Consider the following 14,102-nt stretch of genomic DNA (forward strand, 5'->3'; position numbering starts at 1 on the left):
TATAAAATAATCAATGTTATATGTTATATTATGCAATCTCACGCATTTTTGGACCATTGCGAGAGATACGTTAACAACATAGCTTGTCTTAGAAAGAATAGAGTTCTTGAAGTTCCGTGGATTTGCATCTTGGAAACGAATATAACAAAGAGTAAAAATAGCTCAACCTTCCCAACATTCAATATCGATCCAAGTCGTAGTGCGCCTTGGATGTTCGCATTCATTATTTGGTTAGCGACTTCAGTATTTTTTTTAGCGCCGCTGTGGTCCGAGCCAACGCTTGCAGTTCAAAATGATGATTACTGGAGTATGAGTGAATATTTTCACTCATTAGGACCTTATCCGTTCTCGCATTTCGGTCCAGGTTTTCCATTCCTGATTTATTTGCTGCGGTCGATTGGTATCGGTATGCTGGGTGTCGTCATTATCCAGAAAGTAGCGATAGCATTTACCGGGATTGCTTTGTATCATCTTGGTCGGACCATTGGGCTTAAACCGATTATCTCGCTCTGTGCTGCAACGGCCTTTACAGTATTTCCTGTCGTTCAGGCTCATTCTTCTTTATTTCTCACAGAAACATTCTATTTGCTGTTTTCTAGTATTGGAGTAGCCACTGTTTTTCATCAAATTAAAAAGCATTCTGACTCTTCGTTGGCTTGGTTAACTTTAGGATATAGTGTGTTGGGCATTGCGGCGCTCATCCGTGGTAATGCCATGATATTATTGATTGGATGTCTAATCATTGGGTTATTTACGATACTGCCCAAGCGGAAGATTTTTATAGCAGGAATTATTGCCATAATCCCTATATTAAGTTGGTCTGCACTGAATTGGTATTGGTATGGTCATTTTAAATTATCCAGTTCAGGCGATGCAGCAGTTGCGACGTCAATAATCGGTCCTGTCATGGCTAAAGAAACCGGTATGGTATTCACAGCTGAGCCGGAAATTTGGTTTAAAACTGATGAATTGAAGCGATACGACAATCTTTTTGAGTTGTCCAGCGATGCTCGTGAAATAGCAATTAACTATGCCATTGAACGTCCGTTGCCTGTGATTATTGGCAACATCAAAGGATGGTTTCATGGCTTACTTGGCCCGGGTGAAGCTAATTTCCGACATCTTTTTGGTTCTTCATCATCGAATGCATATACTATTTTATCCCTTATGGTACGCGGAATACTTTTGATCGGACTTATCGGCTTCTTTGTCATTGGAGGACATCGACAACAAACGGCATTTGCGTTTTTTGTGTGCGTCATGCTGGTTGCTCATTTACTTACAACAGGAGCAGCAGGTCACTCTCGTTTTGGTTACCCAATTGATGCTTTTTCAGTCTTAGCGCTTGCTTTTTTCTTGCAACATTTGTTTTATCGAAAGTTCTATCGAAAAAATTAAAATCAAATCTGATTTTTACACTTCCATGTTGTCGTACGCTAAACAGGATGATGCATTCCAGGTGGCTAAAACCTTAAGCCTTTGAAGTAGTTAAGACGAGCTTCGGCGAGCAAAACTACCAAGATAATAAGATTTCCTTTTCTGCAGATAACGACGTGCTTTCGAATCAACATCTACTTAGCAAGCAGACCGACCCACTTGATATCCTGTCGATTCCGTATAAATTGAAAAATTTCATTAAACCTTGCCATGATAACGCTAATGAAAGCCTAGTAATGGACCATTATGGCTCCATAATATTTTTTATCTTCCATAAATAGAGTGTCGAATTGGAAAAATCATTCAGTTCTATGATTTCATCAGGGACTACACCAGGAATCTGGAATGTATTACTGATCAATAGACTGCCTGGACGCATTTCCTTTCGTACTTTGTACCAAAGTGTTTCCATGGGTACAGGTGATAGATAAGCGTATACCACATCGTATTGAGAAAAATCATGTTGCCAGAAATCACCCCAGGAAATTTTGCAGGATGATGTTGTAAAAATATTCCGTAGCTTGCTAATCAAGAATGGCATAGGAGCCGCCTCTATGCCATAAAATAACCCATTCTGGTGGGCTTTTGCCAATCGACTGATCAATCCACCGCAACCACTACCAAGGTCAAGAAATGAAAAGTGTTTGCGTTTGGGTAGCCATGATGCCAGTACTTTATTGACTTGCTCGCTGGAAAGATACAACGGTACGCGAGTTTTATAGGTTTTGCCATAAACTAACACTAGAAGAATAAAAAGGAATAGATGCCAAAATGGAGAAATATTGAGCGCTAGCGTGATGACAGCCAGCGGCATAAAGCATAGATGAATGAATATCCACCATTTTTGCATACGAAAATGGTATGCCAAGAAACCGGCTAGAAGGCTTTGCGTTATGCTCCACTCAAATACACTTAACTCAATGAAGGATTGCGTAATTACTAGAAATCCTACCAGCATTAGAGAAATAATTTGAATTAATAGGGCAATGGCTAGGAAATGCCAGCGTTTTTGAGTAATTGCTGAAATCATTTTATACATGATCACTCAGACCGAATTAAGGCGTTTTTAATAAATCGGTACTCGGTTGTTCTTCCATATCAACTTCCACCGCATCGCCATCCATCGTGACCGCTTTTACCGCTTTTTCGTTCATGACAACGATACTAATGCGACGATTGATAGGATTAAGTGCGTCATTTTTATCAAATAGAACCGCTGATGATAAACCAACCACCTTGAGTACTTTGTTGGTATCCATACCGCCTGCTACAAGCTCGCGCCGTGAAGTATTGGCTCGATCTGCTGATAACTCCCAATTGCTAAAGCCTTTATCGCCGGAAGGGAAAGGTTTCGCATCAGTATGCCCTGAAAGGCTGATTTTATTGGGAACATCGTTCAGCATTTTACCAATCTCGCGTAAAATGGTTTTGGTATAAGGCTGTAGCTCAGCTTTGCCAAGCGCAAACATCGGTCGATTTTGTTCATCGACAATCTGAATTCTTAGACCATCAGTTGTGATATCAAGTAATAATTGATTCTCAAATTTTTTTAATGAAGGATTGGCTTCTATCGCTTGTTCAATTTTCTTTTTCAAACCTTCCAATCGAATGCGTTCTGCACGTTCGCGGATTATTTTCTTGATTTTTTCATCAACTTTTTCTTCTTTGACAACACCTTTCAGAACTTGACCATCTTGGCGAGTAAAATCTTCTCCACCTCCTACAAGCATACTGTCGGTATTGGCAACAGACGATCCTCCTGATAAAGCGACCTTAAGCGGGGTTTTAAAATATTCCGAGATACCCTCTAGCTTTGCTTTGGTGCTCGATCCTAGTAACCACATCAGAAGAAAGAAAGCCATCATTGCAGTTACGAAATCCGCGTAAGCAATTTTCCATGCGCCCCCGTGATGTCCCCCTGCAACTTTCTTAATTCGCTTTATGACGATAGGTCGTTGCGCTAGATCCTCACCCATATTGATTCTCTTAAGTTAGGTAATTATTTGAATACGCCTATTTTGCTTTACTTTGCTTGACATGTTCTTCAAGTTCGGCAAAAGATGGTCTTTCAGTGGTAAATAATACCTTCCGTCCAAATTCCACTGCTAAAACAGGTGAGTAACCATTCAAATTGGCAAGTAGGGTAATTTTGATACATTCGAACATTTTGCTGGACTCATGCAAATTATGTTCAAGCTTTCCTGATAATGGAGATATAAATCCATACGCAAGTAGAATTCCTAAGAATGTACCAACCAACGCTGCTGCAATCAAAATCCCTAACTCAGCAGGCGGTAAGTGGACAGATTCCATAGTATGTACCACCCCCATTACCGCAGCAACAATACCAAATGCAGGTAATCCGTCACCGAGCTTCGCGATGGTGTGCACAGGAACCTCTCCTTCCTGATGGTGAGTTTCCAATTCACTATCCATGAGATTTTCGATTTCTAATGAATTAAGGTTTCCGCCAACCATTAAGCGCAGGTAATCCGTAATAAATTCTGTGATGTGATGGTCAGCTAAAATGCCAGGGTATTTTGTAAAGATAGGGCTATTGTTAGGATCGTCGACATCGCCTTCAATGGACATTAACCCTTCCTTACGAATCTTGCCGAGGATTTCGTAGAGTAAAGTCATTAATTCCATATATAGTGATTTGGTAAATTTGGAACCTTTAAAAACAGTAGGAAGGGCTTTCAGCGTTGCCTTAAGCGCTTTGCCAGAATTACCAACCACAAATGCGCCAACCGCTCCTCCACCAATCATTAAAACTTCAACGGGCTGCCATAATGAAGCCAGATGGCCACCTGCCAAAGCAAAACCACCAAAAACAGAAATGATAATGATAATGTATCCGACAATAACAAGCATTGTACTGACTCCCAGAAAGATAACGGTGTAATCTTTGATGACCGATTCTGGATTGAGAAGGTAACATATCGTCGTGTTATTTATTTTTAGAGATAAGGCTAATTTATGCCGCGATTTTCAAATTTCATATTCCTAAGTAGTGTTGGTTTCAGACAGGGCATGGGGTACAAGAAGAAGTAACTACTGCTTTTAATTTTTTTGTGTGGTGGTCATCATTCAGTTTTTATTCATGTTGATTAACGTAAATTGGTGCTATCAGAAGTTATTCTGAGTTTATCAACTGAAAGGAGACATGCAATGAAAACCACAAAAATGACGCTCTCTTATGTCTTTGCTATGCTATTGCTTACCTTCGTTTTAGCGGTACCTACATTAGCGCAAGCAGGTAGGGGACACCACGGACACCACGGACATCACGGACACCACGGGCATCATCAAGGTCATCGCCATCACGGGCATCATCATAATCATCATTTAAATGGGTATATGATGTACAACCAACCACGTATTCAATACCGTTCCTATTACCCACAACCGAGCTATAATTACTATCCAGCTCCGGTTTATATTCAACCGGCTCCAGTTTATATTCAACCTTCAATGCTGGGTATTAGTACCGGAGGTGCGGCCTTTATGATAGGTTTCTGAGTTAATTAGACAAGCTGGTAACAGGCTTCGTTATCAGCTTGGTTTCTATAATTCATATGGAATAATGTGGCATGAATAGATGGCAAAAAATAGTGACTATATTGATTGTTTTAATAACGCCAGCCACGCAAACAATAGCTCAATCCAATCACGCCATGCGTTATTATCAAGCTGGAAGTGATCATACTATTGCTACTACAGGAATTACCGAGCAAAAAGCGATTGCAATTGCCCAACAAAATTTTAGTGGGCGTGTATTGACAATCAGTCATTCCCAAAATACTTATCGGATAAAAATGCTTAGTCGAAACGGTACTGTGCACATAATTCTGATTAATGCTGCGGATGGTGCGATTATATCGACGCATTAATTGAGTATGAATAACGGTTTTCATATGCAATTCAACGATCATTTCAATTGGTATTAACTTCACGGATTAAGTTATGCGCATTTTAGTCATTGAAGATGAAATCAAACTGCAACAGCAGATTCGCCGGCAATTGGAGTCGGTTGGCTATATGGTGGATACTTGCAGTGATGGTAGTGAAGGGTTATTTTTTGCAAAAGAATATCCCTTAGATGTTGCAATTATTGATATTGGCTTACCCGGCAAGTCGGGATTGGAAATCATTAAAGCGTTACGCGAACAAGGTAACTTATTACCTATTCTCATTTTAACCGCGCGTAGTAGTTGGCAAGATAAAGTGCAAGGATTGGAAGTAGGTGCTGACGATTATTTGACTAAACCGTTCCAAATGGAGGAATTGAAAGCGCGAGTAAAAGCCTTGTTGCGGCGTTCGACCGGTATTCCGCATACTCAGTTAAGTTGTGGTCCAATTGTTATTGATGTTGCATCACAGTCGGTGACTGTGAATGGCAAACCCATTGAACTTACATCTTTTGAATATCGTATGTTGGAAGAATTGGTACGGCATCATGGCGAAGTACTTTCTAAGCAATTACTCACAGACTATCTTTATCCGCACGATGAGGACCGCGACAGCAATGTATTAGAAGTCATGGTCGGACGCTTACGTCGAAAACTGGATCCGGATGGTTCGCTAAATCCGATTGAAACACTGCGTGGTCGCGGCTATCGTTTTACTTTCGATTGTAATAAATCACGATGATGTCTTTAAGCCAGCGCGTTTTATTTAGCGCTACTCTGGTATTGTTGGCATTTATAGTTGGAATCGCGCTGACATTGGATCGTGCATTTTATGATAGCGCACGTTTAGGTGTGCAGGACCGTTTATTTGCGAAATTGTTGATGTTGATGAGCGATGCAGAAATTGATGATGCGGGTGTACTAGATTTAGAAACCAACTTAATCGATGCAGAACTAGGGCATGTGAATTCTAGTACTTACGGGTTTGTAATCGATCAGGTAGGGACAATACTATGGCGTTCTACTTCATCATTGAATGAAAACATTCCAGTTACTTCTTCTCTAGACAAAGGAACAAAGATATTTGAACAAACTGTGTTTGCCGATCAAACTTATTTTATCTATCGCTATGCAGTGGCTTGGGAAACGCCTACTGGAGAGTATCCACTGACGTTTGTCGTTATCACTGATACGACATTATTTGATGCACAGATTACGCAATATCGTGAGGATTTATGGGGATGGTTGATCGCCTTGATTGCCTTATTATTGTTTATGCAAATGCTGGTGCTACGCTGGGGGTTGAAGCCATTGCGGCACGTTTCAGTGGAGCTTGCTGCGATAGAGTCGGGTATGCAAGAAAACTTGAAAGGAAATTATCCGAGTGAATTAAAATTGTTAACAGACAACATTAATTCTTTAATTAATCACGAACACAAACAACAAAAACGCTATCGTAATGGCTTGGCTGACTTGGCGCATAGTCTTAAAACACCACTTGCAGTACTACAAGGCGCTGTAAATTCTGAAGAAGATGAAGTGTCTCGACGGAAAGTTATCCATGAACAGATTGACCGCATGGACAGCATTGTTCAATACCAGTTGCGTCGTGCAGTTACGGCAGGAGGGGGCACAGGAATGACATTGGTACTGCTAAAGCCTATGGTGGATAGGATTGTCAATACAGTACAAAAAGCATACCGCACAAAGCAGTCGGAAATAGATATTCAAATGGATGACGTGATTGGCATACGCATCGACGAAGGAGATTTAATGGAACTGCTTGGTAATCTGATTGATAATGCTTTTAAGTGGTGCCGTTACAGTATTCAAATTTGTGCAGAATGCCTAGGCAACCAAGTAGCAATTCAAGTAAAAGATGACGGTCCGGGCATTCCATCTCAGGAAGCCGATAGAATTCTAGAGCGCTGTGTTCGCGCCGATCAATCTATTCCTGGACATGGAATTGGACTAGCTATAGTACATGATATCATTCAGGCTTATGACGGAAAAATGACCATAGCAAATAATCCAGCAGGTGGTGCCTGCATTACATTGTATTTAAAGAAATAAAAACTGGAAACTGGCCTCTGGAGCAGTTTAAATATTGCCGAAGATAACCCGGTAGTGACCGAATAACTGCTGAGCCTGATACTCCTTCTCGTCAATCGGATCGGAGTTGATGTATCTTCCTGCCTCGGGTTCATAATTCAAGATTAAAGCAATGAAGTTTACAATTTGCATAATTTACTCACCAAATGCATTTTGAATCCAATCAATCTTTTGTCCATTGATACCGCTGAGTAAAATGACATCAAAACGGCAGGGCGGGTGATTGTCGATTTCTGCCAAGTAGTGCCGTGCAGTACGGAGTAGCTTGGCTTGTTTTGTTGGTGTGATGCTGAAAGCTGCGCCACCGAAAGTTTCTCGTGTACGCATACGAACCTCAACAAAAACCAAGGTGTTATGATCTTGCATAATCAAATCAATTTCGCCAAATCGGCAGCGATAATTTTGTGTAATTAGGATTAATGAGAATTGCTGTAAATAGGCTGCCGCGATTTTTTCAGCTTCATGACCGTTCATGGTTCCGATAGCGGCGCTATTGAGTCTGGGATTGTTCGTTGTGGATTCAGTAGACGTACTTGACCTTGTATAAATTGCGCTGATACGGGTTCGCGAATGAACTGGTTGGCCGGTACGGCACGCACTAACCCTGTGACGCCGTCAAAGCTGATTTCATTGATAAATAACGGATCGAGTAAATGTGTCATCAAGCGAAATGCATCAATTCCTAATGCATACAAACGCTCCATGTCCATATTTTTAATAGCACGATTCTGGCGATAAGCCATTACGGCTGGATGGTCTGGTTGCAATAGCCACGGCATATCAACAAAGTGAATTTCATTCAAGTCATTGTTGAGTAAGGCATTATCATTGCCGGCGTAAACTTGAGATGTGGCAAAGATCGGTACATCTGCTGCAATATAAGGTCGCACGACACGTGCCTTATCTGCACTCAAAGCAAGAAAAACTAATTGGTTGTCGTTGCTACTTAATTTCTTCAGTTGCTGTAATTTTTGTTGGTCATCAACATAAGGAAAAAATGCTAAGGCACCGCCTTCACGTTGCCATCGTTCGCTAAATGCTGTTTGCAGTCGTTTCGACAGGCCACCGTTGTCACCAATTATTAAAGCTCGCGTTTTTCCACTGTCACGTGCCAGTTGCGCAACTTGGCTCGCTTCAGCTTCCATTTGTAAACCAAACAAAAATAATTGAGTGGGTACTATCGCAGTACTGTCAATCGTATTCAAAGCCAGGGTTGGTACCGTTACACGTTTACTCGATGCAATCGCGGCAACGCTGTCCCGAGTCAGCGGGCCTACCACAAATTCAGCGCCTGCATCCAATGCCTCGTGATAGGTCAAAAGAGAATCTAGTGGATCATCGCTGGTCGAATAAATGCGAATGACGAGTTGCAATGGTTCTTCGCGCATCGTGGCAGCAATAAAACCCGCTTTAACTTGATCCGCTGCTTCACTAAAGGTGGGCGATTCCAGCGGTAAAATGAGCGCAATGTGCGGTGTTTTTGTTGATTCAGAAATATTTTCTTGATGAGGAAGCTGATTGAAGTAAGTATCGGTAGTCGCTGATGCGAGATTGCCGGATAATGTCAGCATGATGATCAAGACTAGCTCGAATATACGAGACACCCAAGGCATATTAGGGAAAAGCGCGCTATATATAGTGGCTACGCCTATCGGGAATCTGAATGATATCAGTTTACGTGCGTTGGACATATTGAAAACAGTCGATGTGATTGCTGTTGAACATATACAAAACTCTAAGTATTTATTAATGACGCATGGGATCTCAGTACCATTGATTAGTCTGCATCAACATAATGAAGTTGAAGCAGCCAATAAGATATTAACACTATTAACGGAAGGTAAGCGTGTGGCATTAATAACCGACGCAGGGACGCCCGCAATTTCTGATCCAGGTGCGATTTTGGTTCAGCAAGTGCGCGCAAAAAATTTTCCCGTCATTCCTATTCCGGGCGCGAATGCTGCAATTTGCGCGTTATCGGCAGCAGGTATTACAAATCCACATTTTTTCTTTTATGGCTTTTTGCCAACAAAATCGATAGCGCGTCAGCGCGAATTGGTCACATTCAAATCACAGTCATTTCCTACAATATTTTATGAGGCGCCACACCGAATTATCGAATGTATTGAAGACATGATCGAAGTCTTTGGCGCAAATCGCATACTGACGCTTGCACGTGAGTTGACCAAGATATTTGAGACGATTCATGTGAGCTCATTGGCAGATACGCTAAATTGGCTCAAATTGGATTTGTATCAACAAAAGGGTGAATTCGTACTGATACTATCCGGCGCCGAAAAAAACGATAAATCGCAAGTGAGCGAGCAAGCACGCGATACCTTGAGATATTTATTGGCTGATTTACCGCTTAAACAAGCCGTAAAACTTGCAGCGACAATTACTGGCGAGAATAAGAGTACCTTGTATCAGCTTGCATTACGTTTGAAACAATCAGATCAATCGGAATGAATCAATAATGAGATGGGAAACCCCGCACCAAGCTAAGTTATAATTGATCATTTCGATTATTCGAGGTTTTTTTTGTCATCCTTTCTAACGCATCTCAAGATTATTCGCCCGGATGACTGGCATTTGCATTTGCGCGATGGTGAACAACTGAAAGACGTGTTGCTATATACCGCACGGCAGTTTGCGCGTGCTGTCATTATGCCAAATCTACGTGTTCCAGTGGTCACTACCGAGATGGCACAAGCGTATTACACTCGTATTATATCCGCGCTGCCTGAAGTGCTGCAAAGTCAATTCCAGCCACTGATGACCTTGTATTTGACCGATAACACGCAGCCATCAGAAATTGTGCGCGCAAAAAACAGCGGCATTGTACAAGCGGTAAAATTGTATCCGGCTGGAGCGACGACCCATTCTGATGCGGGGGTCACGAATATTTCTAAATGCTTTAAAACCTTGGCTGAAATGGAAAAGCAGGATATACCGCTATTGGTTCATGGGGAAGTAACTGATCCAAATATCGATGTGTTTGATCGGGAAAAAATGTTTATCGAGCGTACATTGTGTATGTTGACACAACACTTTCCGCAGCTACGAATAGTATTCGAACATATCACGACTCGAGATGCGGTTGAGTTTGTTAAACAATCTTCGGAGAAGATCGCCGCGACTATTACGGCGCATCATCTTTTATTGAATAGGAATGCCTTGTTTCAAGGTGGCATTCGACCGCATCATTATTGTTTGCCCATTCTTAAGCGAGAGACGCATCGGCGAGCATTGCTACAAGCTGCCGTGAGCGGTAATGCTAAATTTTTCCTGGGTACGGATAGCGCACCGCATGCGCTGGTGAATAAAGAACAATCGTGTGGCTGCGCTGGCATTTTTACTGCACATGCTGCAATGGAGTTATATGCTACCGCTTTTGAACAAGTCGATGCACTCGATAAATTGGAAGGATTCGCCAGTTTTTTTGGTGCAGATTTCTACGAATTACCGCGCAATACCGATACGATCACGTTGCGGCGGAAAAACTGGATGGTTCCTGAACGGTATGATTTCGCCGGAGAGGCGCTAATACCTTTATACGCAGATGCAGAGCTGTCTTGGAAGGTGGAATAGCATTTGGTCAATGGTAAAAATGATACAATTCTCCTCTATTTATTCAGTTTTATGCCGGAGATAATGCATGTCCACGATTGAATCAACGCTAAACGAAACCAGGGTTTTTTCTCCCACCAAAGCATTTTCTGAGCAAGCCAATGTATCGAGTTTTGCGGCTTACACTGCCTTGTGCCAAGAAGCGGAGAATGATTACGAGCTTTTTTGGAGTAATCGAGCGCATGAACAAATTGTTTGGCAGCGACCATTCGATCAAGTGTTAGATGATCAAAACTTCCCTTTCTGCCAATGGTTTAAAGGAGGCTTGTTGAATGTTTCCTATAATTGCTTGGATCGACATTTGGCAACACAGGCCGACAAGGTTGCGATTATTTTTGAGTCGGACGAAGGTAACGTGTCCCGGGTGACGTATCGTAAGTTGCATCAATCCGTGTGCCAATTTGCCAATGCATTGAAAAAGCAAGGTATCAACAAGGGTGATCGGGTCATTATTTATATGCCGATGGGAGTTGAAGCTGTTGTGGCGATGCAAGCATGTGCGCGTATTGGCGCCATCCATTCGGTTGTGTTTGGAGGATTTTCTGCCAGAAGCTTGCATGAACGTATCGTAGATGCTGGGGCTGTTGTCGTGATTACCGCCAATGAACAAGTGCGTGGCGGCAAGAAAAATGCATTGAAATCAACTGTGGATGAAGCGGTGAATATGGGTGGTACGGCTTCGGTCAAGCATATTATTGTGTATCGTCGCACAGACACAACGGTACCTTTTGATCCAGCGCGAGATATTTGGTGGGATGAATTTATACAACATGCCGATTTTTCGTGCGAACCTGAATGGGTCGATGCAGAACATCCCTTGTTTACGCTTTACACCTCCGGCTCTACCGGAAAACCTAAAGGAGTGCAGCATTCGAGTGCGGGCTATTTGCTGGGCGTGAAATTATCCATGCAGTGGGTGTTTGATCACAAAACGGATGATGTGTTTTGGTGTACAGCGGATGTTGGCTGGATTACCGGTCATAGCTACGTGACTTACGGACCGCTTGCTGTGGGTGCAACACAATTGATTTTTGAAGGTATACCTACTTTTCCACATCCGGGACGATTTTGGGAGCTTATTCAGAAGCATAAAGTGACAACTTTTTATACCGCGCCTACTGCGATTCGTTCGTTGATAAAACTGGGGGCTGATTTACCTGCGCAATATGATTTATCATCATTGCGATTGCTAGGATCCGTGGGAGAGCCAATCAATCCTGAAGCATGGATGTGGTTTTATGAAAAAGTGGGGCAAGCACGTTGTCCGATTGTCGATACATGGTGGCAAACCGAGACTGGCTGCCATATGATTGCTCCACTGCCAGGTGCCGTGGCACTTAAACCAGGTTCCTGTACTTTTCCGATACCAGGTATTCTCGCCGCTATTGTGGATGACTCTGGTAATGAGATGGATAGTGGGAAAGGGGGAGTGCTGGTTATTAAGAAACCTTTTCCTTCACAAGTGCGAACATTATGGGGCGATCCAGAACGCTTCAAGAAAACATACTTTCCTACCGAGATTGCACAGGGCCGATACTATCTTGCTGGCGATTCAGCCTATCGCGATCAGGATGGGTATTTTTGGATTATGGGGCGGGTTGACGATGTTTTGAACGTTTCCGGTCATCGCCTTGGAACCATGGAAATTGAATCTGCATTGGTTGCTCATCCTTTGGTTGCAGAAGCTGCGGTAGTCGGTAAGCCCCATGAAGTCAAGGGTGAGGCCGTTATTGCCTTTGTAACACTCAAAGGATCTTATCCAGACGACGATACGGCTACCGAGATTACGAATACTTTGCGTGATTGGGTAGCTAAGCAAATTGGCCCGATTGCCAAACCCGATGAAATTCGTTTTGGTGAAAATTTACCTAAAACTCGCTCTGGTAAGATCATGCGTCGTTTATTGCGTGCTTTGGCCAAAGGCGAGGAAATTACACAAGATGTTTCCACCTTGGAAAATCCTGCTATTCTTGAACAATTAAGATTGCCTCTCAAGTGAATGCTAACAAAATTTTTTATTGAATCGTTGAATAATCGCTATGGTATTGCCACTGTTAACCGAGTTTGATCATGGCATCAGCGCCATCGATGCGCAATTTCATAGGCCTTATCGTGCTGCCATTCATTTGCTCGTTGAGCAAGACAGAGCGGTATTGATCGATACCGGAACGAATTTTTCTATACCGGGCGTGATTGACATCCTTAAGTTAAAGCGTATTCCGTTTGAGAACATTGCATATATTATCCTGACACATATTCATCTAGATCATGCGGGCGGTGCGGGCGAATGTATGCGCCTTTTTCCCAATGCAAAGCTGGTGGTGCATCCGCGCGGAGCTAGCCATATGATTAACCCAACCCGATTGGTGGCAGGTGCCTCTAGCGTATACGGTGTTGAAGAATTCAAGCGCGTGTATGGTGAAATTCAGTGTATTGACGCGCATAGGATTGTCGAAGCTCCCGATAATCATTGCATTGATCTGAATGGACGATTACTGCGTTTTCTGGATACACCGGGACATGCGCGTCATCATGTTTGTATTTATGATGAGCGTAGCCAAAGTATGTTTACGGGGGATACCTTTGGCGTGTCGTATCGAGAACTTGATGTGAATGGAATGGAATTTGTTTTTCCTACCACTTCACCGGTGCAATTTGATCCCGATGCAGCCCATGCTTCACTTGATCGAATCATGAGCTTTAAACCACAATTTGCTTATTTAACACATTACAGCCGTATTACGCATTTGAAGCAGCATGCGAACGCGATGCATCGTTTGATCGATGCGCATGTCGCTATCGCACAAAATGCTAATACGCCGCAGTCGAATCGGCAATCGATTATTTCAGAAGGGTTAAAAGCGCTATTCGAACAACACTTGTCAGTACACGGTTGTCGTTTATCTGAAACGGAGGTTAGTCAAGTATTACGATCGGATATTAAACTTAATGCTCAGGGCTTAGTTTACTGGCTAGATCACTCAACAGAACGATTTAAAAGTATTTAAGCGC

The 14,102-nt window shown here is 42.5% G+C and carries 15 protein-coding genes; 9 read left to right on the forward strand and 6 right to left on the reverse strand.

The genetic code is table 11. The annotated features are described in order from the left end of the window. Positions 1-129 precede the first annotated feature (129 nt). Complete coding sequence (locus W03_RS05775; RefSeq protein WP_244072068.1) at positions 130-1,398, forward strand: glycosyltransferase family 39 protein; 1,269 nt, start codon at positions 130-132, stop codon at positions 1,396-1,398. Between the two features lie 283 nt (positions 1,399-1,681). On the opposite strand, the gene W03_RS05780 is transcribed toward W03_RS05775, so the two are convergent. The 3 genes from W03_RS05780 to motA are packed head-to-tail and all read right to left on the reverse strand — an operon-like array spanning position 1,682 to position 4,311. Beyond that, a complete protein-coding gene (locus W03_RS05780) occupies positions 1,682-2,476 on the reverse strand; it encodes a class I SAM-dependent methyltransferase (protein ID WP_244072069.1) in 795 nt (264 codons plus the stop codon). A 16-nt stretch (positions 2,477-2,492) separates the two neighbouring features. Then, positions 2,493-3,413, reverse strand: a complete 921-nt coding sequence (gene motB / locus W03_RS05785) for a flagellar motor protein MotB (protein ID WP_244072070.1) — start codon at positions 3,411-3,413, stop codon at positions 2,493-2,495. Between the two features lie 37 nt (positions 3,414-3,450). Continuing rightward, positions 3,451-4,311, reverse strand: a complete 861-nt coding sequence (motA, locus tag W03_RS05790) for a flagellar motor stator protein MotA (RefSeq protein ID WP_244072071.1) — start codon at positions 4,309-4,311, stop codon at positions 3,451-3,453. Between the two features lie 297 nt (positions 4,312-4,608). On the opposite strand from motA, the gene W03_RS05795 reads away from it, so the two are divergent. The 4 genes from W03_RS05795 to W03_RS05810 all read left to right on the forward strand — a co-directional run bounded on the left by W03_RS05795 (position 4,609) and on the right by W03_RS05810 (position 7,421). Further along, a complete protein-coding gene (locus W03_RS05795; protein WP_244072072.1) occupies positions 4,609-4,959 on the forward strand; it encodes a hypothetical protein in 351 nt (116 codons plus the stop codon). A 71-nt stretch (positions 4,960-5,030) separates the two neighbouring features. After that, positions 5,031-5,330, forward strand: coding sequence for a PepSY domain-containing protein (locus W03_RS05800; RefSeq protein WP_244072073.1), 300 nt, complete (start codon positions 5,031-5,033; stop codon positions 5,328-5,330). 73 nt (positions 5,331-5,403) lie between these two features. Beyond that, entirely contained in the window at positions 5,404-6,090 is a 687-nt protein-coding gene (locus tag W03_RS05805) for a response regulator transcription factor (protein ID WP_244072074.1), read from the forward strand. Then, positions 6,087-7,421, forward strand: a complete 1,335-nt coding sequence (locus tag W03_RS05810; protein WP_244072075.1) for an ATP-binding protein — start codon at positions 6,087-6,089, stop codon at positions 7,419-7,421. The genes W03_RS05805 and W03_RS05810 overlap by 4 nt, the downstream gene beginning before the upstream one ends. Before the next feature lie 27 nt (positions 7,422-7,448). Here the strand turns inward: W03_RS05810 and W03_RS05815 are convergent, their stop codons facing one another. The 3 genes from W03_RS05815 to W03_RS05825 are packed head-to-tail and all read right to left on the reverse strand — an operon-like array spanning position 7,449 to position 9,031. Continuing rightward, a complete protein-coding gene (locus W03_RS05815) occupies positions 7,449-7,592 on the reverse strand; it encodes a hypothetical protein (RefSeq protein WP_244072076.1) in 144 nt (47 codons plus the stop codon). 3 nt (positions 7,593-7,595) lie between these two features. Continuing rightward, on the reverse strand, positions 7,596-7,934 hold the full coding sequence (locus W03_RS05820) for a YraN family protein (protein ID WP_244072077.1): 339 nt from the start codon (positions 7,932-7,934) through the stop codon (positions 7,596-7,598). Continuing rightward, the gene (locus W03_RS05825) at positions 7,931-9,031 is read right to left on the reverse strand and encodes a penicillin-binding protein activator (protein WP_244072078.1); all 1,101 of its coding nucleotides are present in this window, start codon (positions 9,029-9,031) and stop codon (positions 7,931-7,933) included. Before W03_RS05825 ends, W03_RS05820 begins: the two co-directional genes overlap by 4 nt. Here W03_RS05825 and rsmI point away from each other — a divergent pair. The 4 genes from rsmI to W03_RS05845 all read left to right on the forward strand — a co-directional run bounded on the left by rsmI (position 9,030) and on the right by W03_RS05845 (position 14,098). Next, a complete protein-coding gene (gene rsmI / locus W03_RS05830; RefSeq protein ID WP_244072079.1) occupies positions 9,030-9,929 on the forward strand; it encodes a 16S rRNA (cytidine(1402)-2'-O)-methyltransferase in 900 nt (299 codons plus the stop codon). The genes W03_RS05825 and rsmI overlap by 2 nt on opposite strands. A 72-nt stretch (positions 9,930-10,001) precedes the next feature. Then, positions 10,002-11,051: a dihydroorotase gene (gene pyrC / locus W03_RS05835; RefSeq protein ID WP_244072080.1), complete on the forward strand. Its 1,050-nt coding sequence runs from the start codon at positions 10,002-10,004 to the stop codon at positions 11,049-11,051. Between the two features lie 67 nt (positions 11,052-11,118). Beyond that, complete coding sequence (acs, locus tag W03_RS05840) at positions 11,119-13,089, forward strand: acetate--CoA ligase (RefSeq protein ID WP_244072081.1); 1,971 nt, start codon at positions 11,119-11,121, stop codon at positions 13,087-13,089. A 40-nt stretch (positions 13,090-13,129) separates the two neighbouring features. Next, complete coding sequence (locus tag W03_RS05845; protein ID WP_244072082.1) at positions 13,130-14,098, forward strand: MBL fold metallo-hydrolase; 969 nt, start codon at positions 13,130-13,132, stop codon at positions 14,096-14,098. Positions 14,099-14,102 lie beyond the last annotated feature (4 nt).

The organism is Nitrosomonas sp. PY1, assembly GCF_022836435.1.
GTDB lineage: Bacteria > Pseudomonadota > Gammaproteobacteria > Burkholderiales > Nitrosomonadaceae > Nitrosomonas.